The 26,412-nt window shown below is 69.5% G+C and carries 22 protein-coding genes; 16 read left to right on the plus strand and 6 right to left on the minus strand.

Going from position 1 to position 26,412, the window contains the following annotated elements; translation table 11 throughout:
- Positions 1-51: 51 nt before the first annotated feature.
- The gene (locus tag CS1GBM4_RS05390) at positions 52-1,260 is read left to right on the plus strand and encodes a penicillin-binding protein activator (RefSeq protein ID WP_186417662.1); all 1,209 of its coding nucleotides are present in this window, start codon (positions 52-54) and stop codon (positions 1,258-1,260) included.
- Between the two features lie 131 nt (positions 1,261-1,391).
- On the opposite strand, the gene CS1GBM4_RS05395 is transcribed toward CS1GBM4_RS05390, so the two are convergent.
- Both CS1GBM4_RS05395 and CS1GBM4_RS05400 read right to left on the minus strand, forming a co-directional pair.
- Positions 1,392-3,677, minus strand: coding sequence for an NADP-dependent malic enzyme (locus CS1GBM4_RS05395; RefSeq protein WP_186417663.1), 2,286 nt, complete (start codon positions 3,675-3,677; stop codon positions 1,392-1,394).
- A gap of 136 nt (positions 3,678-3,813) precedes the next feature.
- Positions 3,814-5,646: a methyl-accepting chemotaxis protein gene (locus CS1GBM4_RS05400; protein ID WP_186417664.1), complete on the minus strand. Its 1,833-nt coding sequence runs from the start codon at positions 5,644-5,646 to the stop codon at positions 3,814-3,816.
- A gap of 180 nt (positions 5,647-5,826) precedes the next feature.
- Here CS1GBM4_RS05400 and mutS point away from each other — a divergent pair, with 180 nt between their 5' ends.
- Positions 5,827-8,475, plus strand: coding sequence for a DNA mismatch repair protein MutS (gene mutS / locus CS1GBM4_RS05405; protein ID WP_244607073.1), 2,649 nt, complete (start codon positions 5,827-5,829; stop codon positions 8,473-8,475).
- Here the strand turns inward: mutS and CS1GBM4_RS05410 are convergent.
- Entirely contained in the window at positions 8,451-9,737 is a 1,287-nt protein-coding gene (locus CS1GBM4_RS05410; RefSeq protein WP_244607068.1) for a TIGR03862 family flavoprotein, read from the minus strand. The two genes, mutS and CS1GBM4_RS05410, sit on opposite strands and share 25 nt — an antisense overlap.
- Positions 9,734-10,777: a GMP reductase gene (locus CS1GBM4_RS24515; RefSeq protein WP_244607069.1), complete on the minus strand. Its 1,044-nt coding sequence runs from the start codon at positions 10,775-10,777 to the stop codon at positions 9,734-9,736. Before CS1GBM4_RS24515 ends, CS1GBM4_RS05410 begins: the two co-directional genes overlap by 4 nt.
- Before the next feature lie 189 nt (positions 10,778-10,966).
- Between CS1GBM4_RS24515 and CS1GBM4_RS05415 the strand changes: the two genes are divergently transcribed.
- The 3 genes from CS1GBM4_RS05415 (at position 10,967) to CS1GBM4_RS05425 (ending at position 12,526) form a co-directional block, all read left to right on the plus strand.
- Positions 10,967-11,320: a metalloregulator ArsR/SmtB family transcription factor gene (locus CS1GBM4_RS05415; RefSeq protein ID WP_186417667.1), complete on the plus strand. Its 354-nt coding sequence runs from the start codon at positions 10,967-10,969 to the stop codon at positions 11,318-11,320.
- Entirely contained in the window at positions 11,317-11,790 is a 474-nt protein-coding gene (locus CS1GBM4_RS05420) for an SRPBCC family protein (protein ID WP_186417668.1), read from the plus strand. The genes CS1GBM4_RS05415 and CS1GBM4_RS05420 overlap by 4 nt, the downstream gene beginning before the upstream one ends.
- Positions 11,791-11,851: 61 nt before the next feature.
- The gene (locus CS1GBM4_RS05425) at positions 11,852-12,526 is read left to right on the plus strand and encodes a glutathione S-transferase family protein (protein WP_186417669.1); all 675 of its coding nucleotides are present in this window, start codon (positions 11,852-11,854) and stop codon (positions 12,524-12,526) included.
- A 1-nt stretch (position 12,527) separates the two neighbouring features.
- Here the strand turns inward: CS1GBM4_RS05425 and CS1GBM4_RS05430 are convergent, their stop codons facing one another.
- Positions 12,528-13,046, minus strand: a complete 519-nt coding sequence (locus CS1GBM4_RS05430) for a helix-turn-helix domain-containing protein (RefSeq protein WP_186417670.1) — start codon at positions 13,044-13,046, stop codon at positions 12,528-12,530.
- Between the two features lie 184 nt (positions 13,047-13,230).
- Between CS1GBM4_RS05430 and CS1GBM4_RS05435 the strand changes: the two genes are divergently transcribed.
- From CS1GBM4_RS05435 to CS1GBM4_RS05450, 4 genes are all read left to right on the plus strand, one after another.
- Positions 13,231-15,066 carry an SbmA/BacA-like family transporter gene (locus tag CS1GBM4_RS05435; RefSeq protein WP_186417671.1) on the plus strand — a complete coding sequence of 612 codons (1,836 nt, stop codon included), beginning with the start codon at positions 13,231-13,233 and terminating at the stop codon, positions 15,064-15,066.
- Complete coding sequence (locus tag CS1GBM4_RS05440; protein ID WP_210201533.1) at positions 15,060-15,623, plus strand: hypothetical protein; 564 nt, start codon at positions 15,060-15,062, stop codon at positions 15,621-15,623. The genes CS1GBM4_RS05435 and CS1GBM4_RS05440 overlap by 7 nt, the downstream gene beginning before the upstream one ends.
- Before the next feature lie 344 nt (positions 15,624-15,967).
- On the plus strand, positions 15,968-17,491 hold the full coding sequence (locus CS1GBM4_RS05445; RefSeq protein WP_186417672.1) for an ABC-F family ATP-binding cassette domain-containing protein: 1,524 nt from the start codon (positions 15,968-15,970) through the stop codon (positions 17,489-17,491).
- Positions 17,492-17,704: 213 nt separating this feature from the next.
- Positions 17,705-18,652, plus strand: coding sequence for a lysylphosphatidylglycerol synthase domain-containing protein (locus tag CS1GBM4_RS05450; protein WP_244607070.1), 948 nt, complete (start codon positions 17,705-17,707; stop codon positions 18,650-18,652).
- Positions 18,653-18,713: 61 nt separating this feature from the next.
- Here the strand turns inward: CS1GBM4_RS05450 and ppk2 are convergent, their stop codons facing one another.
- Entirely contained in the window at positions 18,714-19,619 is a 906-nt protein-coding gene (gene ppk2 / locus CS1GBM4_RS05455; protein ID WP_186417673.1) for a polyphosphate kinase 2, read from the minus strand.
- Between the two features lie 227 nt (positions 19,620-19,846).
- Here ppk2 and CS1GBM4_RS05460 point away from each other — a divergent pair, with 227 nt between their 5' ends.
- The 7 genes from CS1GBM4_RS05460 to phoB all read left to right on the plus strand — a co-directional run bounded on the left by CS1GBM4_RS05460 (position 19,847) and on the right by phoB (position 26,406).
- Positions 19,847-20,899 carry an ATP-binding protein gene (locus CS1GBM4_RS05460; protein ID WP_186417674.1) on the plus strand — a complete coding sequence of 351 codons (1,053 nt, stop codon included), beginning with the start codon at positions 19,847-19,849 and terminating at the stop codon, positions 20,897-20,899.
- 108 nt (positions 20,900-21,007) lie between these two features.
- A complete protein-coding gene (gene pstS, locus CS1GBM4_RS05465; protein WP_186417675.1) occupies positions 21,008-22,033 on the plus strand; it encodes a phosphate ABC transporter substrate-binding protein PstS in 1,026 nt (341 codons plus the stop codon).
- A gap of 176 nt (positions 22,034-22,209) precedes the next feature.
- A complete protein-coding gene (gene pstC / locus CS1GBM4_RS05470; protein WP_186417676.1) occupies positions 22,210-23,178 on the plus strand; it encodes a phosphate ABC transporter permease subunit PstC in 969 nt (322 codons plus the stop codon).
- A gap of 20 nt (positions 23,179-23,198) precedes the next feature.
- Complete coding sequence (gene pstA / locus CS1GBM4_RS05475; protein WP_186417730.1) at positions 23,199-24,083, plus strand: phosphate ABC transporter permease PstA; 885 nt, start codon at positions 23,199-23,201, stop codon at positions 24,081-24,083.
- 31 nt (positions 24,084-24,114) lie between these two features.
- Positions 24,115-24,915, plus strand: coding sequence for a phosphate ABC transporter ATP-binding protein PstB (pstB, locus tag CS1GBM4_RS05480; RefSeq protein WP_186417677.1), 801 nt, complete (start codon positions 24,115-24,117; stop codon positions 24,913-24,915).
- Between the two features lie 40 nt (positions 24,916-24,955).
- Positions 24,956-25,678 (plus strand): phosphate signaling complex protein PhoU, encoded by a 723-nt coding sequence (gene phoU / locus CS1GBM4_RS05485; RefSeq protein ID WP_186417678.1) that lies wholly within the window; start codon positions 24,956-24,958, stop codon positions 25,676-25,678.
- 29 nt (positions 25,679-25,707) lie between these two features.
- Entirely contained in the window at positions 25,708-26,406 is a 699-nt protein-coding gene (gene phoB / locus CS1GBM4_RS05490) for a phosphate regulon transcriptional regulator PhoB (protein WP_186417679.1), read from the plus strand.
- Positions 26,407-26,412: the final 6 nt, after the last annotated feature.

Below are 26,412 nucleotides of genomic sequence, written 5' to 3' on the forward strand. Positions count from 1 at the left end.
AGCCGGCGCGGACTGTGCCTCGCGCCTCGCCGAGGAGGGGAGACGAACGTCGTGCCGCGTCACTTGAAGCTTCGCGCTGCCCTGCCGAACCGCCGGCTGATCCTGCTCTCGGGTGTCGCCGCCACCCTCGCCGCCTGCAGCGGCGGCACCGGCGGCCTGCCCGGTTTCGACAATCAGACGCCGCCGCAGGGCGGCGCCCAGCCGAGCGGGCCGACCATCGGCACCGGCTCGGTCAAGGTCGGCCTGATCCTGCCGCTGACGGCTGAGGGCTCCGGCGCCACCGTCGGCAACTCGCTGAAGAACGCCGCCGAGATGGCGCTCGCCGAATTCCCCGGCGCCGACCTCACGCTCCTGGTCAAGGACGATCGCGGCACGCCGGACGGCGCCCAGGCCGCGGCGCAGGAGGCCCTCCGCGAGGGCGCGGAGCTGATCATCGGCCCGCTCTTCGCCCCGTCCGTGCAGGCCGTCGGCCAGGTCGCCCGCAGCGCCGGCCGCCCGGTGATCGCCTTCTCGAGCGACAGCAACGTCGCCGCGCGCGGCGTCTACCTGCTCTCCTTCCCGCCGGAGAACGACGTCAACCGCGTCATCGCCTATGCCTCGGCGCAGGGGCGCAAATCCTTCGCCGCGCTGGTCCCCGACACCGCCTATGGCAAGGTCGTCGAGGGCGCCTTCCAGCAGGCGGTCGCCAATCATGGCGGGCGCGTCGTGGTGATCGAGCGCTTCGGCGCCGACCAGAACGGCATGCGCGCCGCCGCGACGCGTCTGGTGCCGGCGCTGCAGCAGGCCGATGCCCTCTTCGTCCCGGCCGACGCCGGCGCCATGCCGACGCTGGGTCTCATCCTGCAGCAGGCCGGCTACGATCCGGCCAAGGTCAAGCCGCTCGGCACCGGCGTCTGGAACGACGCCAATGTCGCGCGCGTGCCGGCGATCCAGGGCGGCTGGTTCGCATCTCCGGACACGGCCGGCTTCAACGCCTTCTCCGGCCGCTATCAGAAGCGCTTCAACAGCGCTCCGACCCGCACCGCCACGCTGTCCTATGATGCCGTCTCGCTGGCGGCGGCGCTGGCCCGGACCCAGGGCAGCCAGCGCTTTTCGGAGAGCGTGCTGACCAATGCCTCCGGCTTCGCCGGCGCCGACGGCGTCTTCCGGTTCCGCCCCGACGGGCAGAACGAGCGCGGGCTTGCGGTGCTCGAACTGCGCAACGGCCAGATCGTCACCGTCAACGCCGCCCCGCGCGAGCTCGGGCCGCGGACGAACTGACACGCCGAAGGCGCGTCATTCTCGGCCGAAGCGCAGCGAAGAGCCGAGAATCTCTTCCAGGATGACGCGCCCTTCACCGGCGCCTTCTCGTCCCGAGATGCCCGGGTCTTCCCCCGGGCATGACGCCGGGACTACCCCCCGATATTGAACGCCGCCAGCGCCGCCATGTTGACGATGTCGGAATCCTTGGCGCCGAGCGGGACGATCTGGACCGGCTTGTCGAGCCCGACCAGGAGCGGGCCTATCACTGTCGCGCCGCCGAGCTCCTGCAGCATCTTGGTCGAGATCGAGGCCGAGTGGAACGCCGGCATCACCAGCACGTTCGCCGTGCCGCTCAGGCGGCAGAACGGGTACTGCGCCATCAGGTCGCGGTTGAGCGCGACATCGGCCGACATTTCGCCGTCATATTCGAAGTCGACGCGCTGGCCGTCGAGGATCGTCACGGCTTCGCGCACCTTCTCCGAGCGCTCCCCGGCGGGATGGCCGAAGGTCGAGAAGGCCAGCATCGCGACCTTCGGCTCGTAGCCGAGCCGGCGCGCGACCCCGGCTGCCTCGATCGCGATTTCCGACAGCTCCTGCGCCGTCGGCATTTCGGTGATCGCCGTGTCGGCGACGAGCACCGTGCGCCCGCGCGTGATCGCGATCGACACGCCGATCAGGCGGTGCCCCGGCCGGTCGTCGATGACGCGGCGGACCTCCTCCAGCGCGATCGAATAGTTGCGGGTGACGCCGGTCACCATCGCATCGGCGTCGCCGAGCGCGACCATCGCGGCGGCAAAATGGTTGCGATCCTGATTGATCAGGCGCTGGCAGTCGCGGAACAGGTAGCCCTGCCGCTGCAGCCGCTCGTAGAGATATTGCGCATAGGCGGCGTTGCGATGCGAGAGCCTGGCGTTCTGGATCTCGATGCCCTTGGCGGCGAGGTCGACGCCGAGATGCTCGGCGGTCTCGTTGATGCGCTCCTCGCGGCCGACGAGGACCGCCTTGCCGAGCTCCTGGGTGACGAAGGAGACCGCGGCGCGGATGACCTGCTCCTCCTCGCCCTCGGCGAAGACGACGCGCTTGGGATAGCGGCGGACCCGCTCGACGATGCGGTTGAGCGTGCCGGCCACGGGGTCGCGTCTGGCCGAGAGCTGTGCCTTGTACGCGTTCATGTCGACGATCGGCTTGCCGGCGACGCCCGACTCCATCGCCGCCCTGGCGACCGCGGCCGGCACGACATGGATCAGGCGCGGATCGAACGGCACCGGGATGATGTAGTCCCTGCCATAGCGCGGGCGCGAGCCCTGATAGGCGGCGGCGACCTCGTCCGGCACGTCCTCGCGGGCGAGCTGCGCCAGCGCTTCCGCCGCGGCGATCTTCATCTCCATGTTGATCGTCGTGGCGCGGACATCGAGCGCCCCGCGGAAGATGTAGGGGAAGCCGAGCACGTTGTTGACCTGGTTCGGATAGTCCGAGCGCCCGGTCGCCATGATCGCGTCGTCGCGGATGGCGTGCACCTCCTCCGGCGTGATCTCCGGATCGGGATTGGCCATGGCGAAGATGATCGGGTTCGGCGCCATGGCGGCGACCATCTCCGGCGTCACGGCGCCCTTCTGCGACAGGCCGAAGAAGGCGTCGGCCCCCTCCAGCGCCTGCGCCAGCGTGCGCCGGTCGGTGACGGCGGCATGGGCCGATTTCCACTGGTTCATGCCCTCGGTGCGGCCCTGGTAGATCACGCCCTTGGTGTCGCAGAGGATGACGTTGTCGGGCTTGAAGCCCATCGCCTTGAGCAGCTCGGTGCAGGCGATCGCGGCGGCGCCGGCGCCGTTGACCACGAGCCTGGTCGTCTGGATGTCGCGCCCGGTCAGGTCGAGCGCGTTGATCAGGCCGGCCGCGGCGATGATCGCGGTGCCGTGCTGGTCGTCATGGAAGACCGGGATGTCCATCATTTCGCGCAGGCGCTGCTCGATGATGAAGCATTCCGGCGCCTTGATGTCCTCGAGGTTGATGCCGCCGAAGGAGGGGCCGAGATAGCGCACCGCGTTGACGAAGGCCTCGGCGTCCTCCGTGTCGACCTCGAGATCGATCGAATCGACGTCGGCGAAGCGCTTGAACAGCACCGACTTGCCTTCCATCACCGGCTTGGAGGCCAGCGCGCCGAGATTGCCGAGCCCGAGGATGGCGGTGCCGTTCGTGATCACGGCGACGAGGTTCGAGCGGGTGGTGTAGTCGTAGGCGCGGCTCGGGTCCTCGGCGATCGCCAGCACCGGCACGGCGACGCCCGGCGAATAGGCCAGCGACAGGTCGCGCTGCGTCGCCATCGGCTTGGTCGGCACGATCTCGAGCTTGCCCGGCCGCCCCTGCGAGTGGAAGAGCAGCGCCTCCTGGTCGGTGAAGGTCGGACGGGCGCGCTTGGTCGGTGTGCGGTCGTTCATGCGTCTGTTCTTTTTCACAGGCGTTTCCTCGGGGGAAACGACCATAGGGCAGCGCCGCTTTCCTCGACAAGGCGCGTTTGGGCGGCGGCGCCTGCGTGCGGACGACGGAGCTCGGCCTCCCGCTTGCCGGGCCCCGTCAGAGCCCGGCCCGGACCCGCGCCACGAAGTCGCCGACATAGCGGTCGAGCTCGACGGCCTGCTCGCTGACCAGGCGGGCGGCCTCGACGACGCGCGTCGCCGCCTCCCCGGTGGCCCGCGCCTCGTCGCCCGTCGCCGCGACATTGCCGGTGACCGTGGCGGCCGAGCCGGCGACGGCCTGGGCGTCGAGGGCGATGCCGGAGGCGATCGCGCCCTGGCCGGTGACGACCTGCGCGATGGCGTTCGAGGTCGTCTCGATCGTGCCGATCGTCCCCTCGATCTGGCCGACGGCGTCGGCCGCCGCGGCGGCGGCGCCGCGGATCTCCTGCAGGGTGGCGGCGATGTCCTGGGTCGCCTGCTGCGTCTGCTCGGCGAGGTTCTTCACTTCGCCCGCGACCACCGCGAAGCCGCGCCCGGCCGCTCCGGCCCGCGCCGCCTCGATCGTGGCGTTGAGCGCCAGCAGATTGGTGCGCACCGCGATGTCCTCGATGAAGGCCAGCACCGCGCCGACCTTGTCGGCGGCGGCCGCCAGCCCGTTGACGTCGCGCCGGGTCGAGCGGACATGATCCGCGGCCTGCCGGGCGGTCTCGGCGGCGAGATCCGTCTGGCGCGTCAGCTCGCGGATCGAGGCGTCGATCCGTTCCGCCGCCTGGGCGACGCTGCCGACGCGGCGCGAGGCGAGCTCCGCCTGCTCCGTCGCCTCGCCGGCCCGGGCGGTGGTGCGATCGGCCGTCGCCGCCATGCCGCGCGCGGCCTCGTGCATGCCGCGTGCGGAGTCGCCGACCCGCCGCAGCGCGGTGCCGACCGTGACCTCGAGATTTGCCGCCAGGTCCTCGAGCGTCGAACGGCGCAGCGCCTCGACCTCGTCGCGGCGCGCCTCCAGCGTCTTCTCCGGCGTGACGTCGAGCAGGATCCCGTCCCAGATCATCGTGCCGTCCGGCAGCCGCCGCATCGTCGCCTCGCTGCGCAGCCAGACGATGCCGCCGCCGGGCGCGGCATAGCGCGCCTCGAAGCGCCAGGGATTGCTGGAGTTCTGCTGCTCGGCGCGCTGCGCCTCGAAGCGCTTGCGGTCTTCCGGCAGCATCTTGCCGAGCCAGGCTTCCGGGTTGCGCTCGACCTCCTCGCGGCCGATCCCGAGCAGGCGGTTGATCGCGAAGGAGGCGAATTGGTAGCGCAGCGTTCCGTCGGGCAGGACCACGCGCTGATAGAGCGTGCCCGGCGCGCTCTGGATCAGCGTGCGCAGGCGGTAGGCCGTCTCGCGCCGGTCGCGGTCGTTGCTGAGGACGAGCCCGACCAGGACGGTGCCGATGGTGCCGACCACGATCATGATCGGCACCGCTTCGCGCAGGAAGCGCTCCGCCGCCGCCCAGTTCGGCATGAAGACGACGGAGGCGAACAGGCAGCCGGCGCTGATCAGGCTGAGCAGGACGAGGTCGCGCGCCATGAGCGAGCGCTTCTGCCGGCCGAGCCAGGCGGCGTAGGCCACGCCGGCGAGAGCGTGCAGCACGATCCCGGCGATCCCGGTCGGCATCCCGACGCCACCGAGGCTGTAGCGCATGCCGATCAGCGGCAGAGCGGTCAGGACGGCGGCGAGCGGCCCGCCGATCGGGCCGGCCAGGATCGCGAAGGTGTTGCGCGAATCGACGACGAGCCCGGGCTGGATCACGAAGGGGTTGGCCATGCTGCAGAGGGCGCCGGCGGCGAAGATCAGGCCGACGGCGAGCTGCCGCAGCAGCGGGCGCTGGTCGATCCAGGCAGCCGTCGCGGTGAGGATCAGGGCGGCAAGAAGCAGGAACGACAGGCTCTCGATCAGATTGATGAACAGCGTCATGGCGGACCCTTGGCCGGGAAGCGGCAGCCTCGACGCTGCTTTAATTTGTTGAAAGCGATCCTAACGGATGGCCTTGCCGGCGCGATTTGCTAGCGTGCGCCGCCCATGCGCCACACCACGCCAAACGACGTCGCGGAAGCGAAGCCCGCCGGTCCGGTCGATGCCGGCCGCGTCACGCCGATGATGACGCAGTACATCGAGATCAAGGCCAGTCATCCGGACTGCCTGCTGTTCTACCGGATGGGCGATTTCTACGAATTGTTCTTCCGGGACGCCGAGATCGCCTCGCGCACGCTGGGCATCGTGCTGACCAAGCGCGGCAAGCATCTCGGCGAGGACATCGCCATGTGCGGCGTCCCCGTCGAGCGTGCCGACGACTATCTGCAGAAGCTGATCGCCGCCGGGCATCGCGTCGCCGTCTGCGAGCAGACCGAGGATCCGACCGAGGCCAAGAAGCGCGGCGCCAAGTCGGTGGTCAAGCGCGAGGTCGTGCGCCTCGTCACGCCGGGCACGATCACCGAGGAGCGACTGCTCGATCCGGGCCGGGCGAGCCTGCTCGTCGCGGTGGCGCGGCGCCGGCTCTCCGACGTGGCGCATGCCTATGGCATTGCGGCGGTCGACATCTCGACCGGCCGTTTCGCCGTGCTCGAAACCGACCAGCGCGGCCTCGCCGTCGAGCTCGCCCGGCTGGAGCCGCGCGAGATCGTTTGCCCCGACGCGATCCACGACGATCCGGAGCTGAGGGAGTTCTGGCGCGACATCGCCGCGCCGGTGACGCCGCTGGCGCGCGAGGGGCTCGATCCCGCCTCCGGCGAGCGCCGGCTCAAGGAGTTCTTCGGCGTCGCGACGCTCGATGCCTTCGGCGCCTTCACGCGCGCCGAGATCGCCGCCGCGGCGGCTGCGCTCGCCTATGTCGAGCGCACCCAGCTCGGTGCCCGTCCGCCGCTGTCGCCGCCCGTCCGCGAGGGCGAGAGCGCGACCATGCTGATCGACGTCGCGACGCGCGCCAATCTCGAACTGACCCGCACCCTCGCCGGCGAGCGCGCCGGCAGCCTGCTCGACACCATCGACCGCACGCAGACGCCGGGCGGCAGCCGCCTGCTCGCGGAACGCCTCGCGGGGCCGCTGACCGATCCGGCCGCGATCGCCAGTCGGCTCGACGCCGTCTCGCTGCTGGTCGAGACCCCCGCGCTGCGCGAGGCGCTGCGCCGCGACCTCGCGCGCGTGCCCGACATCGCCCGCGCCTTGGCGCGGCTTTCGCTCGATCGCGGCGGCCCGCGCGATCTCGCCGCGCTCGGCGCCGGGCTGGAGGCCGCCCGCGCCGTCGCCGCGGCGCTGCTCGGCCGGGGCGATCTGCCGGACGAGCTGCGTGAGGCGGCGCTGGCCCTGGGGCGGACCGATCCCGACCTCGCCCCGCGCCTCTCGGCCACGCTCGCCGACGAACTGCCGCTCCTGAAGCGCGACGGCCGCTTCGTACGCGAGGGCTTCGACGCGGCGCTCGACGAATTGCGCCTGCTTCAGGTCGACTCGCGCAAGGTGATCGCGCAATTGCAGGCCCGCTACGCCGCCGAGACCGATTGCCGGACGCTGCGCATCAAGCACAATTCCATGCTCGGCTATTTCGTCGAGGTGCCGCAGGCGGTCGGCGAGAGCTTCCTCAAGGAGCCCTGGCGCGCCGTCTTCGTGCATCGCCAGACCATGTCGGACGCGATGCGCTTCTCCTCGGTCGAGCTCGGCGAGCTCGAGGCCAAGATCGCCTCGGCCGCCGACCGGGCGCTGAAACGCGAGCTCGCGATCTTCGCGGCGCTGGCCGAGGCGGTGCTGGCCGAGGCCGAGGCGATCAAGGCTGCGGCGCAGGCGCTGGCGGTGATCGACGTCGCAGCGGCGCTGGCCGATCTCGCGGTCGATGGCGGTTGGACCCGTCCGCAGGTCGATGACAGCGCCGCCTTCCGCATCAGAGCCGGCCGCCATCCGGTGGTCGAGGCGGCGCTGAAGCGGCAGGGCCAGCCCTTCGTCGCCAATGACAGCGAACTCTCGGCGACCGCCAAGGGCCGCGATGGCCGCATCTGCCTGATCACCGGCCCGAACATGGCCGGCAAGTCGACCTTCCTGCGGCAGAACGCGCTGATCGCGGTGCTCGCCCAGATGGGCTCCTTCGTGCCGGCCGGCAGCGCCCATATCGGCGTGGTCGACCGGCTGTTCTCCCGGGTCGGCGCCGCCGACGATCTGGCGCGCGGCCGCTCGACCTTCATGGTCGAGATGGTCGAGACCGCCGCGATCCTCAACCAGGCCGGCCCGCGGGCTCTCGTCATCCTCGACGAGATCGGGCGCGGCACCGCGACCTTCGACGGGCTCTCGATCGCCTGGGCGGCGATCGAGCATCTGCACGAGGCCAATCGCTGCCGGGCGCTGTTCGCGACGCACTACCACGAGCTGACGGCACTGGCGGAGCGGCTCGAGCGCGTCGCCAACGCCACCGTGCGCGTCACCGAATGGAACGGTGAAGTGGTCTTCCTGCACGAGGTCGTGCCTGGCGCGGCCGACCGCTCCTACGGCATCCAGGTCGCCAAGCTTGCCGGGCTGCCGCCGGCCGTGGTCGAGCGTGCCCGCGCCATTCTCTCGGAGCTGGAGAAGAGCGAGCGCGAGAAGCCGGTCGCGGCGCTGGTCGACGACTTGCCGCTCTTCGCCGTGCAGATGCGCAAGCCGGCGCCCGTCGCGCCCGCCGCCGGCCCCGATGAATTGCGCGAGGCGCTCCGGGCGCTCGATCCCGACGAGATGACCCCGCGCCAGGCGCTGGAGGCGCTCTACCGGCTCAAGCGGCTCGGCTGAGTGTCATTCCGGGCTTGGGCCTCCGGCCCGCCCCGGAATGATGGCGAGGTTCCGTGGAGGAACCGCCCGATCCCCTCCGCCGCCGCGACGCCGGTCGCGAAGCAGGCCTGGAGCAGATAGCCGCCGGTCGGCGCCTCCCAGTCCATCATCTCGCCGGCTACGAAGACGCCCGGCAGGCGCTTCAGCATGAAGTCCGGATCGATCTCATCGGCCCTGATGCCGCCGGCGGTCGAGATCGCCCGCGCGAGCGAAGCCATGCCGGTGAGCCGCAAGGGAGCGGCCTTGATCAGCCGGGCAAGCGCCGCTGGCTCGGCCGGCAGCGGCCCGCGCGCCGTCTCGCGCAGCACCGCGGCAGCCACCGGCGAGAGCCCGGCCGCCTTGCGCAGATGGTTGCTCAGCGTCTCGCCCGGGCGGCGCCTGGCCAGCCGGCCGGCGAGCTCGGACTCGGTCAGGTCTGGACGCAGGTCGATGGTCAGCACCGCCCCGCCGCCGCGCGCGATCGCGTCGCGCAGCGCGCCCGCCAGGGCGTATACCGCCCCGCCCTCGATACCGCCGGCGTCGATCATCGCCTCGCCGGGCACGCGGCGTCCATCGAAACCGAGCGCTATACGCTTCAATGGTAAGCCGGCAAAGCGGTCACGCATCAGGGGCGACCAGGCGACGGCGAAGCCGGCATTGGCGGGGCGCAGCGGGGCGATCGCGACGCCCTTCCGGGCCAGCAGCCCGACCCAGGAGCCGTCAGCCCCGAGTCGCGGCCAGCTCGCCCCGCCCAGGGCCAGCAGGGTCGCGCGCGGCGTGACGGTCTCCTCGCCCCCGGCCCGTGTCACGAGGCGCAGTGCGCCGCTCTCGTCCCAGCCGGTCCAGAGCCGGCCGGTATGCAGCGCGACGCCGAGCCGGCCGAGCCGCGCGAGCCAGGCGCGCAGCAGCGGCGAGGCCTTCATCGCCTTCGGGAAGATGCGCCCGCTCGAACCGACGAAGCTCCGCGCTCCGAGCCCGTCTGCCCAGTCGCGCAGCGCCTGCGGCGGGAAGGCGCGGATCGCCGGCTCCAGCCAGGAGCGGGCCTCGCCATAGCGCGCGAGGAACGCCTCGAGCGGTTCGGAATGCGTCAGGTTGAGCCCGCCGCGGCCGGCGAGCAGGAACTTGCGCGCCGGCGCGGCCATGCGCTCGTAGATCGCGACGCGATGGCCGGCTTCGGCCAGGCGCTCGGCCGCGATCAGCCCGGCCGGCCCCGCGCCGACGACGGCGACGTCCGGGTCGCTCAATTGCCGAACACGGTGTTGAGCTGGGCGCCGACCATGATGAAGGTGGTGCGTTTCGACATCTCCTTGAGCCGAACCGCGCCGATATAGGTCATCGCCGAGCGCACGCCGCCCATGATCTCCTGCATGGTGCCCTCGACCGGGCCGCGATAGGGCACCTCGACGGTCTTGCCTTCCGAGGCCCGGTATGTGGCGACGCCGCCGGAATAGCGCTTCATCGCCGTGTCGGAGGACATGCCGTAGAAGATCATCGCGACCGGCACCGTCTCGCCGTTCCGCTCCTCGTAACGGATCTCGCCCTCGCACTCGTCGTGGCCGGCGAGCATGCCGCCCATCATCACGAAATCGGCGCCGCCGCCATAGGCCTTGGCGACGTCGCCCGGCACGGTCAGTCCCCCGTCGCCGCAGACCAGGCCCTTGAGGCCATGCGCCGCGTCGGCGCATTCGATGATCGCCGAGAGCTGCGGGTAGCCGACGCCCGTCATCTTGCGGGTGGTGCAGACCGAGCCCGGGCCGATGCCGACCTTGACGATGTCGGCGCCGGCGAGGATCAGCGCCTCGGTCATGTCGCCGGTGACGACGTTGCCGGCCATGATCGCCGCGTTGGGGAAGGCATCGCGCGTCGCCTTGACCGTGTCGACGAACTTCTCCGTGTAGCCATTGGCGACGTCGAGGCAGATCTTGTCGATCGGCGCCTCGGCGTTGACCGCCTTGAGCTTGCGATGGTCGGCCTCGGTGGTCCCGAGCGAATAGAAGGCGTTGGCCGAGCCGGGCTCCCGGAAGAAGCCGATCAGCTCATCGGCGTCGTAATGCTTGTGCAGCGCCACCATGGCGCCGTGCTTCAGCAGGGCGCGCGCCATCGCCATCGTGCCGACCACGTCCATGTTGGCGGCGATCAGCGGGAAGCCGGTCCATTCCCGGCCGGTATGCGCGAAGCGGAAGCTCCTGGTCACGTCGACATGGGCGCGGCTGCCGAGCGTCGAGCGCTTCGGCCGGATCAGCACGTCGCGGAAGTCGAGCTTCGGATCGTTCTCGATGCGCATGGTTGAAGGCTCCGGCAGCTGGCGCAGAGGGTGGGAATGGCGCACGCGGCCGAGGAGCGTGCCGGGGTTCATAGCCGTTCCGCACCCCCGGAAGCAATGCGCCGGCGCGGGCGGAGTTCCGGCGAGAACGCTTTAGCGATCGCTGAAGTTTTTCCTGGACACGCCTCATGCCTCAAGATACTTAAGCGTATGCTTCACCAACCGGACCAGCTCGACCTCATGTTCCAGGCGCTGGCGGATCCGAACCGCCGGCAGATGGTGCAGCGGCTCTGCGAGGGGCCGGCGAGCGTCAGCGAGCTCGCCCGGCCGCTCGAGATGACGCTCTCGGCGGTGGTGCAGCATCTGTCCGTGCTCGAAGCGGCGGGGCTGGTGCGCTCGCAGAAGATCGGGCGGGTCCGCACCTGCCGGCTCGACACGCAGGCGCTGCGGGCTGCGGAGGGCTGGATCAGCGAGCGCCGCGCCCTGTGGGAGCGCCGTTTCGACCGGCTCGGCGCTCTTCTCGCCGAGCAGGACGGAACTCTGGAGACAGGAGAAAAAGCATGATCGAACGGACCGTCGTCCATGCCGACTTCAGCATCGAGCGCCGCTACGGCACGAGCCCGGCGCGCGTTTTCGCCGCCTTTGCCGATCCGGTCGCCAAGCGGCGCTGGTCGACCTGCCATGACGAAAGCGGGCTCGGCGCCTACAGCCTCGATTTCCGGGAGGGCGGGTTCGAGACGATGCGCGGCGCACCGGGGCCGGACGGAATCTACGCGATGCGGGCGGTCTATCACGAGATCGTGCCGCAGGAGCGCATCGTCTATTCCTACGAGATGTTCCGCGACGCGCTGCGCCTCTCCGTGTCGCTGGTGACGCTCGAATTCCGAGGCGACGGCGGCGGCACCCGCCTCGTCTTCACCGAACAGTCCGCTTTCCTCGACGGCCACGACACGCCGCAGGCGCGCGAGCAGGGCACCGGCATCGGCCTCGACCGGCTCGCCGAGGAACTCGCGCGCGCGCCCGCCACCGCCTGAACGCTCCGGCCAGCTTCGATCTCTCAACCCGCGCCGCCTCGGCGGGCAGGAAGGACCAGCCATGTCCCTGACGCTCTATTTCCACCCGCTCTCCTGCTTCTGCCAGAAGGTGCTGATCGCGCTCTACGAGAACGGCACGTCGTTCACGCCCAGCTTCGTCGATTTCGGCGACACCGCCGAGCGGGCCGAGTTCCTTCGGCTCTGGCCGATCGGCAAGTTCCCGCTGCTGCGGGATGCGAGCCGCGATCGGCTGGTTCCCGAGAGCAGCCTGATCATCGAATATCTGGCCCTGCATCATCGCGGATCGGCGCCGCTGCTTCCGCCCGATCCGGATCGGGCGCTCGAGGTCCGCCGGCTCGACCGGCTCGTCGACGGCTATGTCGCGCAGCCCATGCAGAAGATCGTGCTCGACCGCATCCGGCCCGCCGATCGCAAGGATCCGCACGGCGTCGGCGAAGCCCGGGAGATGCTGAGCCGCGCCTATGGCGTGCTGGAGGCCGAGCTCGATGGCCGCAGCTGGGCGGCGGGCGAGCGCTTCACCATGGCCGATTGCGCGGCTGCGCCGGCCCTGTTCTATGCCGAGCGATGCCTCTCCTTCCAGGACAGCCATCCGCGCCTCGCCGCCTATTTCGAGCGCCTGCGGACCCGGCCTTCCTTCGTCCGGGTCCTCGCCGAGGCCGAGCCCTATTTCCGGTTCTTCCCGCGCGAAGACGGCGACGCCGAGCTTCGGCGCTAGCTCAGCCGGCGATCCGGGCCTCCGACGCCTGCCGTGCCACGACCTCCTCATAGGCCGCGCGCAGCCGCTCCAGCACGCGCGGGCCGTCATGGCGGCGCGGTATGCCGAGATGGCTCTCGCGCAGTTCGTCGATGAAATCGTCGAGCAGGGATTGCCCCCCCTCCTGCAGGATCTGCGCGCGCACCGCCAGCTCCGGCGTCACCGGCTGGAAGCGCAGGCCCCAATGCGACAGCTGCGCCAGCACGGGCAGCAGCTGGATGCCCTTCTCGGTCAGGCTGTAGATCGCCTTCTGCTTATGGCTCGGATCATCCGCCCTGGTCAGGATGCCCTGGGCCAGCAGCGTCTTCAGCCGGTCGGCGAGGATGTTGGAGGAGATGCCTTCCTGCGAATTCAGCAGCAGCTCGCGGAAATGTCGGCGATTGCCGAACATCATGTCGCGCAGCACCAGCAGGCTCCAGGCGTCTCCGACGACTTCCAGCGTCAGGTTGATCGGGCAGCCCGAGCGGGGATGGGCGGTCATCGCAATCTCCGGAAAACCGCTTGCAATATCGCATCGGTCTGGGGCTCTTGCAACCGTTCCGCGGCCGCTCGCCCGCCATTCACCCGCAGTTCATCCCCGACCGGTTATCCGGCATGATGGCGACGTCCGGACCGGGAAGACCCGGCTGGCGTCGCCTCCATCGATCCGGGGGGATCTCTCGACCGTGCTCGAGGCCGTCGACCAGCCAGTCGAAGCCGGCCCGCCATCCGATTGGCAGGTCGCCAGCAGCTTCGCCCGCCTCACCGGCGACTTCTGGCGCGGCCGCACCGCCGGACGAGCCTGGTTCTGGTCGCTCTCGCTGGCGGGCGCGATCATCCTCTCGGTCTTCGCCAACGTCACCGTCAACCGCTGGAACGGCTGGTTCTTCGACGCGCTCGAGAAGAAGGACGGCGAGAGCGCCCTGATCGCCATGGCGGTCTTTCCTGTCCTGGTGCTGATCGCGGCCGGGCTCGGCGTCGTCATCCTGATCTCGCGCGAGACCTTCCAGGTGCATTGGCGCGCCCATGTCACCGCCAGGCTCGCCGACGGCTGGATCGGCGAGCGGAGGTTCTACCGGCTCGTACTCTCCGGCTACGAGCCGGCCAATCCGGAATACCGGATCGCCGACGATGTCCGCTGGGCGACCGAGCCGGTGGTCGATTTCGCCATCGGCCTGCTTTCGGCGGTGATCACCGCGGTCACCTTCATCGGCATCCTCTGGTCGATCGGCGGCTCGCTCGGTGTCGAGGCTCACGGCGTCCACTTCGTGATCCCGGCCTACATGGTTCTGGCCGCGATCATCTACGCCGTGCTGGTCTCGGGGCTGATCACCTGGGTCGGACGGCCGCTGCCGCGCCTGATCGCCGCCCGCAACGAGGGCGAGGCGCGTCTGCGCTTCTCGCTGATGCGCATCCGCGACCATGGCGAGACGATCGCGCTCTCGCGCGCCGAGACCGGCGAGCGCCGCGCCGTCGCCGTCACCTACGACACGCTGGTCGCGCGCTGGCTCGCCATGATCCGCCAGCGCGCCCGGCTGACCTGGATCACCAATGGCAGCGGCGCGCTGGTCCCGGTGGTGCCGCTCCTGCTCGCGGCGCCGAAATATCTCTCCGGCGCGATGTCGCTCGGCGACGTCGTCCAGGTCGCCGCCGCCTTCGTCGCCGTGCAGAACGCCTTCAACTGGGTGCTCGACAATTTCATGCGCATCGCCGAATGGCTGGCCTCGGCGCGGCGTGTCGACGAGTTGGCGCAGGCCTTGCGGGCGATCGAGGCCGGCGCCGCGGAGAGCGATATCGCCATCCTCGCCAGCGAGGACGGCGGAGTGCGCCTGGACGAGCTCACCCTCACCGACCGCGACGGCCGCACCCTGCTCGCCGATTTCTCGACCGCCCTGCCCGCCGGCGCGACGCTGCACGTCGCCGGCGAACTCGGCCACGGCAAGGCCGCGCTCATCCAGGCGGTCGCCGGCCTCTGGCCCTGGGGCCGCGGCGCCGTGGCGTTGCCGGAGCAGGCGCTCATCGCCGTGCTGCCGCAGCATCTGCACCTGTCGGAAGGCAGCCTGCGGGTCGCGCTCGATCCCATAGGCGGCCACAGCGATGAGGAGGTGGCCGAGGTGCTGAGGCATTACGGGCTTTCCGGGCTGGTGCCGCAGATCGACCTGGCGCGCGACTGGGACAAGGCGCTGACCACCGGAGACCGCCAGCGCCTCGCCCTCGCCCGCGCCGAGCTGGCGCGCCCCGACATCCTCGTCCTCGACGAGGCCACGAGCGGGCTCGAGACCGAGGCGGCGCTCGACCTGCTGTCGCGGCTGCGCGCGGCGCGGCCGGAGGCGGTGATGCTGCTGATCGGACAGAGCCCCGGCTTCCCGGAAGCGGCCGACCATCACCTCGTCATGCGTCGCGCCGGCGGCGTCGCCCGCATCGCCTCGGCCGAGCCCGCGCGCCAGGCCAGGCCCGCCGAAGCCGGCGGCCGCCGCCCGCCCTCAGTCCACCAGCCTTCGAACGGAGCCCCGCCATGCTGAACATCTGGGACGTCTATTGGGGACTGCGCGTCGAGCAGTGCCCCTGCGACGTGCATTTCGTCGAGTGGCTCGAGGAGCAGGGCCTGACGGGCAGGCGCATCTATCATTTCGGCACCGGCGGCCATCATTATGTCGGCATCCGCTGCGCCGAGCCGGAGCTCGACAACACCGTGCTCGGCATCACCGCCTCGCCCAAGGAATACGAGGCCTTCGTCAAGCTCGCGATCGACAATCCGACGATCACCAAGACCTATTCCGCCTATTTCGGCGACATCTACACCAGCAATGCCAGGCTGCTGCCGCGCTTCGACATCGTCACTCTGTTCCACTCCTGCGAATTCCGCAGCGAGAAGAACGACGTCTATGGGGCGCTGACCGATCTCGAGGTGATGCAGCTCTTCACCGACCAGACCGACCCGGGCGGGCATATCCTCTTCTACACCGGCTCCTTCGCCTATGAGGCGGCGCGGCCGATCATCGCGGAATGGGCGGCCTCGCGTGCGGTCGAGGAGATCGGCGCGTTCAAGACGCTCCGCATCTTCCGCAAGACCGGCTGAGGTGCGAGATCGCCTGAGGTAATTGCGCCGGCGGGCGAATGGCGCTAGCTCTCGCCCGACGACCCACGAACCAGGGAGGGCTGCGTGATCACGTTCTTTCGTCACCATCGTCAGCGCGGCCCCGTTCAGGCCCTGCAAGCCGGCTTGCAGGGCTGACCGCACAGGCGATCATTTTAGGTCTCTTCCAGGTCTGCCCTTCGTGATGGCGTAGCGCTTCCGAGTCCTGAGCTCGACCCGCTGCGCCTCATCCTTTCATCGAGCCAGGCGTTCCGCATTCGCAACGCTCCGGGGCGAGAACCTCGGGCGGATGACGGCGCGCGGCTCGGGCAGTTTCGAGACCGACCATGACCCTGATCACCTTGCGCAATCTCGGCGTCACGCTGGGCGCGCCCCTGTTCGCCGACCTCTCGCTTTCCGTCGCGGCCGGCGACCGCCTCGGCCTCGTCGCCGCCAATGGCCGCGGCAAGTCGACCCTGCTGCGCTGTCTCACCGGCTCTCTGGAGCCCACGGCCGGCGAGATCACGCGCTCGCGCGGCCTGCGCATCGGCCATGTCGAGCAGGACGCGCCGCCGGACCTGCTCGACCAGCCCGTCGAGCAATTGCTGCTCGACATGTTGCCAGCCGATCGGCGCGACACAGAGCATTGGCGTGTCGCGGTTGCGCTCGATGCGCTGTCTGTTCCCGAAGAGCTGCGCAGCCGCCTGCTCGGGCAGTTGAGCGGCGGCTGGCAGAGGCTCGTCCTGCTCGCGCGCGCGGGCATCGCCGAGCCGGATCTGTTGTTGCTCGACGAGCCGACCAACCATCTCGATCTCGCGCGCATCGGCCTGCTGGAAAGCTGGCTCGCCGCCCTGCCGCGCGATATGGCGGTGATCCTGTCGAGCCATGATCGCGCCTTCCTCGACGCGACCACCAGCCGGACGTTGTTCCTGCGCCAGGAGCGCTCGCAGCTCTTCGCACTGCCCTATTCGCCGGCACGCGCGACGCTGGACGAGAACGACGCCGCGACGGCTCGCCAGCACGAACGCGATCTCAAGGTCGTCCAGCAGATGCGACGGCAGGCGGCGAAGCTGAGCAATATCGGCGTCAACTCCGGCAGCGATCTCCTGCTGAGCAAGACGAAGCAGCTGAAGCGTCGGGCCGACGAACTCGAAGCAGTGGCCCGGCCGGCCCATCGCGAGCGCTCCGCCGGGGCGATCAGACTTGCCAGCAGCGCGACGCATGTGCGGGCGCTGGTCGAGATCGACGACGCCGCGGTCGAGACGCCGGACGGACGGCTGCTGTTCAGGAGCGGCAGGCGCTGGATCGGTCCCGGCGACCGCATCGTGCTGCTCGGCCTCAATGGCGCCGGCAAGTCGCGCTTCATCGCCATGCTCCATGCCGCCATTCGCGGCGAGGATCGGCCGGGCATCCGGGCGACGCCCTCGCTGGTGCTCGGCCATGCCAGCCAGAGCCTGGCCGAACTGCCCGATGCCGACACGCCGCATGGGCTGATCAGCCGGGCTTTCGATGTCGGCGACCAGCCTGCCCGCGGCCTGCTCGCCGGCGCCGGCATCGCCATCGAGCGCCAGGTCGAGCCGATCGGCGCGCTCTCGGGCGGGCAGCGGGCCCGGCTCGCCATGCTGGCGCTGCGTCTCGCCCGGCCGAACTTCTACCTGCTGGACGAGCCGACCAACCATCTCGACATCGAGGGTCAGGAGGCATTGGAGGCCGAGCTCATCGCCGGCGAGACCAGCTGCCTGCTGGTCTCGCATGACCGTAGCTTCGTCCGGACCGTCGGCAACCGCTTTTGGCGGATCGACAAGCGGCGGCTGGTCGAGATCGACGGTCCCGAGGCCTTCTTTCGGGAGACGATGGAGGCGCAGGGCTGATCACTCCGGTCATGATGGCCATGTGGCCGGTGCGCCCTGCGCCGGCCTCATGGCGCGCATTCGCCGCGGCGCGCCGGCTTGTGCATCGCGGCGGAGGCGCTATCTCTCGGGGCCGGCCGCCAGGGCCAGACAGCAACCCGTCCTGCTCGCCGCATGCCGCGCGGGCGCAACCCGACAAGAGCGCTGATGTCGTTCGGCCCGCACGAGCCAGGAATGCCGTTGCGCAGGCGCAGCCGCTGGTGGTGGCTCGGCCCGCTGGCCTCTTCGGTGATCTTCATCGCGTCGCTGGTGGTGCTCTACTACATCGTCCGCGAGATCGATCCCGGCGAGCTCGCCCGCGCCTTCGCCAATGCCAGCCGGCGCCAGCTCCTGCTCGCGCTCGGCTTCACCGCGCTGAGCTATCTGCTGCTCACCGGCTACGACGCCCTGGCGCTGCGCCGGCTCGGCCTCTCGATCCCGTACCGGACCACGGCGCTCGCCTCCTTCACCAGCTATTCCGTCGCCTTCACCCTGGGCTTCCCGATCGTGACCGGCGGGACCGTCCGCTACTGGGTCTATTCGGCCAAGGGCGTGCGCGCCTCGGAGGTCGCGAGCCTCACCGTCATCGCCGGCCTCACCTTCTGGCTCGGGCTCGGCATGATCCTGTGCGCCAGCCTGTTCTACGCCACGGAGTCGGTGGCGCAGCTGGCGCGCACCTCGCCGCTGGTGATCCAGGCGGCCGGGGCGGCGGTCGCGCTCGGCACGCTCGGATACCTCCTCTGGGTCGCCACCGGCGAACGCACCTTGCGCGTCAGCGGCTGGAATCTGCCGCTGCCCGGCCTCGGCGTCACCCTGGCGCAGATGCTGCTGGGGGCCTGCGAGGTCTGCGCCGCGGCGGCGGTGCTCTACGTGCTGCTGCCGGGCGGCCACAACCTGCCCTATGAGAGCTTCCTGGCGGCCTATATCGTCGCCTGCCTGATCGGCATCGCCAGCCATGCCCCGGGCGGACTCGGCGTCTTCGAGGCGACCATGCTGATCGCGCTCAGCCGCCTGCCCTTCGAGCAGGTGCTCGGGGCGCTGCTGCTCTTCCGGATCATCTACTACATCCTGCCCTTCATCCTCGCTCTGGTGCTGCTGGCCCTGAACGAGATGGTCCGGCGCATCCGGCGGCGCGATCTCTAGAGCCGGATCCGATCAGATCGAACCAATCTGATCGGTGAAACGGTCTCTGGAGGCGGAGCGATCAGCTCTCGCCGCCATTGCTGAGATACGCTTCCGCGGTCAGCACGATCCTGCGGTCGACCTCGCCGATCGCGTCCTCGTCCTTGTCCTTGTAGGGCACGGCGTGGAGCACATGGCGGATCGCGTTCAGCCGCGTGCGGAACTTGTCGTTGGCACGAACCACGGTCCAGGGAGCCCAGTCGGTCGAGCTCGTCTCCAGCATGCGCTCGAAGGCGGCGGAATAGTCGTCGAAGCGCGGCAGTGCCTCGAAATCGATCGGCGACAGCTTCCAGCGCTTGAGCGGATCGTGCCAGCGCGCGTGCAGGCGGCTCATCTGCATTTCGCGGCCGATGGTCAGGAAGAGCTTGACCAGCCTGACGCCGTCGCGCGCGAGCATGCCTTCGAAGGCCGGCGCCTCGCGCAGGAACTCCTCCGACTGCGCGTGCGTGCAGAAGCCCATGACGCGCTCGACGCCGGCGCGATTGTACCAGGAGCGGTCGAAGAACACGATCTCGCCGGCGGTCGGCATCTCCGCGGCGTAGCGCTGGAAATACCATTGCCCCTTCTCCGTGTCGGAAGGCTTCGACAGGGCGACGATCCGCGCATAGCGCGGGTTGAGATGCTGGGTGAAGCGCGCGATCGCGCCGCCCTTGCCGGCGCCGTCCCGCCCTTCGAAGACGATGACGATGCGCTCGCCATTGTCGCGCGCCCAGGCGAGCAGCTTCAGCAGCTCGATCTGCAGCGGCTCGAGCTCCTTCTCGTAGAGCTTGCGCTTGTACTTGCGATTGTAGGGATAGCCGCCGCTGGCGAAGGCCTTCTCGTCGATGGATTTCGGCAAGGCCGCCGCCTCGATGTCGAAAGCGAGCTCGTGCCGGCCGGCCTCGCCGCGGTTGCCCGCCTTCGTGCCGTTGGGGGTCTTCTTGGCCATTTGCCTTCGTCTCCTGCGCCGGCTCGGAAGGCTAGAGCATTTTCCGGCGCGATGGATACCGCCTCGCGCGGGGGCCCATGCGACGGGACAAGCAAGTCGCGGAGCTCCGCATCGCGGGACCGCGGCGGCGCGCCGCCGCGGCCGGAGCAGGAAGCAATTGCGCTGCCGCCTCGCTCCGGCCTAAGACGCCTCGCCGAAAGGCCACGCACCGGAAGGGCAGGAGCCGCATGCACGCTTTGGTCGATCCCCGGGCACCGGTCACCGCGGCGCTGATCGAGGCCATCGGCGTCCCTGCCGTGCTGCTCGATCCCCAGGGCCTGATCCAGGCCCTGAGCCCGACCGCGCCCGTTCTGGTCGCGGCGCTCGCCACCGGCAAGCCGCTCGCTCTGGTGATGCGCGATCCCGACCTGATCGACGCGATCGAGCAGGTCTCGCGCCAGGGCGGCCGCCGCGCCGTCGAGCTGATCGAGCGCGTGCCGGTCGAGCGCACCTTCCGCATCCATATCGCGGCGCTCGCCGGCGGCGGCCCGCGCCGGTCGGTGCTTCTGACCTTCGAGGATCTCAGCGAGCAGCGCCTGACCGAGCGCATGCGCGTCGATTTCGTCGCCAATGCCAGCCACGAGCTGCGCACGCCGCTGGCCTCCGTGCTCGGCTTCATCGAGACTCTGCAGGGCCCGGCGCGCAACGACGCCGCGGCACGCGACCGGTTCCTGACGATCATGCGCGAGCAGGGGCTGCGCATGGCCCGCCTCGTCGACGACCTGCTCTCCCTCTCGCGCATCGAATTGCGCGCCCATCTGGCGCCGGAGACGCCGGTCGATCTCTCCAGCATCGCGCGCGAGATCCTCGATTCGCTCGTGCTGATGGCCCGCGAGCGCGAGGTCACGCTCAGGCTGCATACGCCGCCGCAGCCGGTCACCGTCGCCGGCGACCGTGACGAATTGCTCCGGCTGATGGAGAACCTGGTCGAGAACGCGATCAAATACGGCCAGCGCGGCGGCCAGGTGGATATCAGCGTCGGCACCGCCGGGGACGAGGCGAGCCTCAGCGTCCGCGACGACGGCCCGGGCATCGCGCCGGAGCATCTGCCGCGGCTGACCGAGCGCTTCTACCGCGTCGACACCGCCGCCAGCCGCGAGGCCGGCGGCACCGGGCTCGGCCTCGCCATCGTCAAGCACATCGTGCTGCGCCATCGCGGCCGGCTGACCATCGAGAGCACGGTCGGCCAGGGCGCGACCTTCCGGGCGATCCTGCCGCGCCTGCCCCAGCCGGTCCATTGATCGTTTATGACGCGCGGCCGGGGGCTTCATGACTATCTGTCATCCAGCTGTCACATAGCCGGTGTTCTAGCAGGGCCGCTGCAGTTGCGACCCGCAAGAGGACATCCCATGCGCAAACTTCTCATTCTCGCGGCCGCGTCGCTCGGTCTGTCCGGCATTGCCCAGGCAGCCGACATCACCGGCGCCGGCGCGACCTTCCCGTTCCCGATCTACTCCAAATGGGCCGAGGCCTATAAGAAGGAGACCGGCATCGGCCTCAACTACCAGTCGATCGGCTCGGGCGGCGGCATCCGCCAGATCAAGGCGAAGACCGTCGCCTTCGGCGCCACCGACGCTCCGCTCAAGGGCGAGGACCTGACCAAGGACGGCCTGATCCAGTTCCCGACCGTGATGGGCGGCGTCGTCCCGGCCATCAACATCCCCGGCATCGAAGCCGGCAAGCTCAAGCTCTCGGGCGAGCTGATCGCCGAGATCTATCTCGGCAACGTCAAGAAGTGGAACGATCCCAAGATCGTCGCGCTGAACGGCGACCTCAAGCTGCCCGACGCCAACATCAACCCGGTCTACCGTTCGGACGGCTCGGGCACCACCTTCGTGTTCACCGACTATCTGTCGCGCGTCTCGGCCGACTGGAAGTCGAAGGTCGGCGCCAACACCTCGGTCCAGTGGGCGGTCGGCATCGGCGGCAAGGGCAATGAGGGCGTCTCGGCCTCGGTCAAGCAGGTCGCCAATTCGATCGGCTATGTCGAATACGCCTATGCCAAGCAGAACAAGCTGGCCTATGCCCTGGTCAAGAACGCCGACGGCAATTTCCCGGCGCCGGACGACAAGGCCTTCCAGGCCGCGGCCGCCAACGCCAACTGGAACGAGGCTCCCGGCTTCGGCATCTCGCTGAACAACCAGAAGGGCGCCCAGGCCTGGCCGATCACCTCAGCCACCTTCCTGCTCGTGCACGCCAAGCCCGAGAAGCCGGAAGAGGTGCAGGCCGCGCTGAAGTTCGTGGACTGGGCCTACAAGAACGGCGACCAGCTCGCTCTCGACCTCGACTACGTGCCGCTGCCGGCCAACGTCAAGGACCAGGTCCGCAATGCCTGGAAGGGCGTGACCGATCCGTCGGGCAAGCCGATCTTCTGATCGCTTGCCTTTCCTTCTCCTCTTGCGGGAGAAGGTGGTCCGAAGGGCCGGATGAGGGCCGCGCGACGATGGTCGGTCGCGGCCCTTAGCGAGCGAGAAGCCGGGGACGCGGCGCGCGGCCCCTCACCCCAACCCTCTCCCCGCTCGGGGGCGAGGGGTCTGCCGGAGCCCCGTAGATGACCGCAGCAACCGATATCGACCGCACGCTGACGGCCCCTGTCCGCAAGACCCCGATGGGGACCTTCGATCTCGTCTTCCGCAATGCCAGCCTCGTGGCGGCCCTGTTCGTGCTGGTGCTGCTCGCCGGCATCATGGTCTCGATGGTCGTCGGCGGCTGGCCGGCCTTCCGCGAGTTCGGCCTCGGCTTCCTCACCTCCAGCGTCTGGGACACCCAGAACGAGCAGTACGGCGCCTGGCCCGCCATCGTCGGCACCCTGTCGACCGCGCTGATCGCGCTCGTCGTCGGCGTGCCGCTCTCGCTCGGCATCGCCGTCTTCCTGACCCAGCTCGCCCCGCCCTGGTTCAAGCAGCCGGTCTCGACGGCGATCGAGCTGCTCGCCGCCGTGCCCTCGATCATCTACGGCATGTGGGGGCTGTTCGTCTTCGTGCCGCTGTTCGCCGCCTATGTGCAGATCCCGCTCTCGAACCTGGTCGAGGGCATGCCGGTCGTCGGCACCATCCTCTATTCGCGCTCGCCCTCGGGGCTCGGCATTCTCACCGCCGGGATCATCCTGGCCTTCATGATCATCCCGTTCATCGCCTCGATCACCCGCGACATGCTCGACCAGATCCCGTCGGTGCTGCGCGAGAGCGCCTACGGCATCGGCGCCACCACCTGGGAGGTCGTGCGCCATGTCCTGGTCCCCCAGGCCGGCGTCTCGATCATCGGTGCGGTCATGCTCGGCCTCGGCCGCGCGCTCGGCGAGACCATGGCGGTCACCTTCGTGGTGGGCAACGCCAACCGCCTGTCGTCCTCGGTGATGGACCCGGGCTCCACCATCGCCTCGCGCATCGCCAACGAATTCAACGAGGCCCTCGGCCTGCAGCTCAACGCGCTGATCGCGCTCGGCTGCATCCTGTTCTTCGTCACCTTCGTCGTCCTCGTGATCGCGCGCCTCCTGGTCGCGCGCGTCAAGCGCTACTGAGCGGAGCCTCGACAATGACCATGGCGACACCCGCCAAGCCCACGGCCGCGCCGCATGTCGAATGGGGCCGCGTGCGCTCCTCGCGGCGCATGGCCGACCGGCTGATGAAGATCATCGCGACGAGCTTCACCCTGATCGCCATCGTCGTGCTGTTCTGGATCCTCGGCATGCTGATCGTGAAGGGTCTCGGCGGGCTGTCCGCCGCCACCTTCACACAGGTCACGCCCGGGCCCGGCTCGGAGGGCGGCGGCCTCGCCAACGCCATCGTCGGCTCGATCGTGCTGACCTTCCTCGGGATCGCGGTGGCTACGCCGGTGGGCGTGCTCGCCGGCACCTATCTCGCCGAATACGGCAAGGCCTCCAAGCTCGCCGAGCTGATCCGCTTCATCAACGACATCCTGCTCTCGGCGCCCTCGATCCTGATCGGCCTGTTCGTCTATGTCGTCATGGTCGAGCCGTTCCGCGGCTATTCCGGCTGGGCCGGCGGCGTCGCGCTCGGCATCATCGCGATCCCCGTGATCGTGCGCACCACCGAGGACATGCTGCGCCTCGTGCCCGGCTCGCTGCGCGAGGCCGGCGCCGCGCTCGGTGCCCCGCCCTCGGTCGTCATCACCTCGGTCACCTGGCGGGCGGCGAAATCCGGCATGGTCACGGGCATCCTGCTGGCGCTGGCGCGCATCGCCGGGGAGACGGCGCCGCTGATCTTCACCGCGCTCAACAACAATTTCTGGTTCTCGCCGACCCTGGTCGGCGGCGTCTCGAACCTGCCGGTGACGATCTACCAGTTCGCCTCCGCCCCTTACGAGAACTGGCAGCAGCTCGCCTGGGCGGGATCGCTGATCATCACCGTCTCAATCCTCGTGCTGTCCATCATCGCCCGGCGCATCGTGCGCGGGGGCAAGTGATCAGTCGCGTCCGATCGGAAGGACCATGCAGATGCTTTCGACCCTGGAACTGAGCCCGCAGACGCTGGACGCCGCTGCGCCCGTCCGCATTGCCGTGAAGAACCTCGACTTCTACTACGGCGAGCACAAGGCGCTGAAGAACATCAACCTCGACTTCCGCGACCGGCACGTCACCGCGCTGATCGGCCCCTCGGGGTGCGGCAAGTCGACCCTGCTGCGCATCTTCAACCGGATCTACTCGCTCTATCCCGAGCAGAAGGCCACCGGCGAGATCCTGCTCGACGGCCGCAACATCATCGGCAACGATGTCGACGTGAACGAATTGCGCTCGCGCGTCGGCATGGTCTTCCAGAAGCCGACCCCGTTCCCGATGTCGATCTACGACAACGTCGCCTTCGGCATCCGCCTCTACGAGAAGCCGCCGAAATCGGAGCTCGACGACCGCGTCGAGGGCGCGCTGCGCCGCTCCGCGCTCTGGGACGAGGTCAAGGACAAGCTGAGGAGCTCGGGCATGGGCCTGTCGGGCGGCCAGCAGCAGCGCCTGTGCATCGCCCGCACCATCGCGCAGAAGCCTGAGGTCATCCTGTTCGACGAGCCGACCTCGGCGCTCGACCCGATCTCGACCGGCAAGATCGAGGACCTGCTCGAGCAGCTGAAGAGCGATTTCACCATCGTCATCGTCACCCACAACATGCAGCAGGCGGCGCGGATCTCGCAGTACACCGCCTTCATGTATCTCGGCGAGGTGGTCGAGTTCGACGCCACCAACACCATCTTCATGAACCCGCACAAGAAGCAGACGCAGGACTACGTTACCGGCCGTTTCGGCTGATGTCCTGAAACCGTCGGCCAGCCCCGAAGGATACGCCCCGATGTCCGACCATATCGTCCGCTCCTACGACGCCGATCTCGAGGGCCTGCGCCGCAGCCTCGCCGAGATGGGCGGCATGTCCGAGCGCATGCTCGGCGACTCCACCGTCGCCCTGGTGCGCCGCGACACCGCGCTCGCCCAGAAGATCATCACCGCCGACCAGCGCCTCGACAATCTCCAGCGCGAGGTCGAGGAGAAGGCGGTGCTGACCATCGCCCGGCGCCAGCCGCTCGCCAACGACCTGCGCGAGCTGATCTCGGCGATCCGCATCGCCGCCGACATCGAGCGCGTCGGCGATCTCGCCAAGAACATCGCCAAGCGCGCCGTTGCCATCTCCGGCCAGTTCTCGCCGCCGCATCGCGCCGTCGTCGGCCTCGAGCATATGAGCCGCCTGGTCCAGGCCCAGCTCAAGGACGTGCTCGACGCCTATGCCGCCAGCAACGAGCAGAAGGCGATGGAGGTCTGGCGCCGCGATGACGAGATCGACGCGCTCTACACCTCGCTGTTCCGCGAGCTCCTGACCTACATGATGGAGGATCCGCGCAACATCACCTTCTGCACGCACCTCCTGTTCTGCGCCAAGAACGTCGAGCGCATCGGCGACCACACCACCAACATCGCCGAGACCATCCACTACCTCGTCACCGGCCAGTCCATGGACGAGAGCCGGCCGAAGCTCGACACCACCAACATCCTCGTCGATCTGCCGGCGGCCAATGGCTGAGCGGGCAGAGGTTTGAACGGGCGCTGACCATGGCCGCACGCATCCTGATCGTCGAGGACGAGGAGCCGCTGACCCTGCTGCTGCGCTACAATCTCGAGGCGGAAGGCTTCGAGGTCGACAGCGTGGCGCGCGGCGACGACGCCGAACTGCATCTGCGCGACCACACGCCCGATCTCGTCCTGCTCGACTGGATGCTGCCCGGCCTCTCCGGCATCGAGCTCTGCCGGCGCCTGCGGGCGCGCCGCGACACCGAGCGCGTGCCGATCATCATGCTGACCGCCCGCGGCGAGGAGACCGAGCGCGTGCGCGGCCTCGCCACCGGCGCCGACGACTACGTCGTCAAGCCGTTCTCGCTGCCCGAGCTGATCGCCCGTATCCAGGCGCTGCTGCGCCGGGCCAAGCCCGGCCATGTCGCCGGCCTGCTCTCGGCCGGCGATCTCGAGCTCGACCGCACGACGCGGCGCGTCCGCCGCGCCGGGGCCGAGCTGCATCTCGGCCCGACCGAGTTCCGCCTGCTCGAATTCCTGATGCAGGCGCCAGGGCGGGTCTATTCGCGGGCGCAACTGCTCGATGCCGTCTGGGGCCGCGACGTCTACATCGACGAGCGTACCGTCGACGTCCATGTCGGGCGCCTGCGCAAGGCGATCACGCCCGCCAATGCCAAGGACCCGCTGCGTACGGTAAGGGGCGCCGGCTACGCCTTCGACGAGACCTTCGCCCGCAGCTGACGGCAC

Origin of the sequence: Allobosea sp. CS1GBMeth4 (genome assembly GCF_900185715.1) — a bacterium.
In the GTDB taxonomy this organism is placed as follows: domain Bacteria; phylum Pseudomonadota; class Alphaproteobacteria; order Rhizobiales; family Beijerinckiaceae; genus Allobosea.

What these genes read in the sequence shown, in the direction of transcription:
- pstC (WP_186417676.1), top strand. Translation starts at nt 22,210, where the DNA reads ATGACCGCAGCAACCGATATCGACCGCACGCTGACGGCCCCTGTCCGC.
- CS1GBM4_RS05445 (WP_186417672.1), top strand. Translation starts at nt 15,968, where the DNA reads ATGACCCTGATCACCTTGCGCAATCTCGGCGTCACGCTGGGCGCGCCC.
- phoU (WP_186417678.1), top strand. Translation starts at nt 24,956, where the DNA reads ATGTCCGACCATATCGTCCGCTCCTACGACGCCGATCTCGAGGGCCTG.
- ppk2 (WP_186417673.1), bottom strand. Translation starts at nt 19,619, where the DNA reads ATGGCCAAGAAGACCCCCAACGGCACGAAGGCGGGCAACCGCGGCGAG.
- CS1GBM4_RS05430 (WP_186417670.1), bottom strand. Translation starts at nt 13,046, where the DNA reads ATGACCGCCCATCCCCGCTCGGGCTGCCCGATCAACCTGACGCTGGAA.
- CS1GBM4_RS05415 (WP_186417667.1), top strand. Translation starts at nt 10,967, where the DNA reads ATGCTTCACCAACCGGACCAGCTCGACCTCATGTTCCAGGCGCTGGCG.
- pstA (WP_186417730.1), top strand. Translation starts at nt 23,199, where the DNA reads ATGGCGACACCCGCCAAGCCCACGGCCGCGCCGCATGTCGAATGGGGC.
- mutS (WP_244607073.1), top strand. Translation starts at nt 5,827, where the DNA reads ATGATGACGCAGTACATCGAGATCAAGGCCAGTCATCCGGACTGCCTG.
- pstB (WP_186417677.1), top strand. Translation starts at nt 24,115, where the DNA reads ATGCTTTCGACCCTGGAACTGAGCCCGCAGACGCTGGACGCCGCTGCG.
- CS1GBM4_RS05425 (WP_186417669.1), top strand. Translation starts at nt 11,852, where the DNA reads ATGTCCCTGACGCTCTATTTCCACCCGCTCTCCTGCTTCTGCCAGAAG.
- CS1GBM4_RS05460 (WP_186417674.1), top strand. Translation starts at nt 19,847, where the DNA reads ATGCACGCTTTGGTCGATCCCCGGGCACCGGTCACCGCGGCGCTGATC.
- CS1GBM4_RS05420 (WP_186417668.1), top strand. Translation starts at nt 11,317, where the DNA reads ATGATCGAACGGACCGTCGTCCATGCCGACTTCAGCATCGAGCGCCGC.
- CS1GBM4_RS05400 (WP_186417664.1), bottom strand. Translation starts at nt 5,646, where the DNA reads ATGACGCTGTTCATCAATCTGATCGAGAGCCTGTCGTTCCTGCTTCTT.
- phoB (WP_186417679.1), top strand. Translation starts at nt 25,708, where the DNA reads ATGGCCGCACGCATCCTGATCGTCGAGGACGAGGAGCCGCTGACCCTG.
- CS1GBM4_RS05450 (WP_244607070.1), top strand. Translation starts at nt 17,705, where the DNA reads ATGCCGTTGCGCAGGCGCAGCCGCTGGTGGTGGCTCGGCCCGCTGGCC.
- CS1GBM4_RS05395 (WP_186417663.1), bottom strand. Translation starts at nt 3,677, where the DNA reads ATGAACGACCGCACACCGACCAAGCGCGCCCGTCCGACCTTCACCGAC.
- pstS (WP_186417675.1), top strand. Translation starts at nt 21,008, where the DNA reads ATGCGCAAACTTCTCATTCTCGCGGCCGCGTCGCTCGGTCTGTCCGGC.
- CS1GBM4_RS24515 (WP_244607069.1), bottom strand. Translation starts at nt 10,777, where the DNA reads ATGCGCATCGAGAACGATCCGAAGCTCGACTTCCGCGACGTGCTGATC.
- CS1GBM4_RS05440 (WP_210201533.1), top strand. Translation starts at nt 15,060, where the DNA reads ATGCTGAACATCTGGGACGTCTATTGGGGACTGCGCGTCGAGCAGTGC.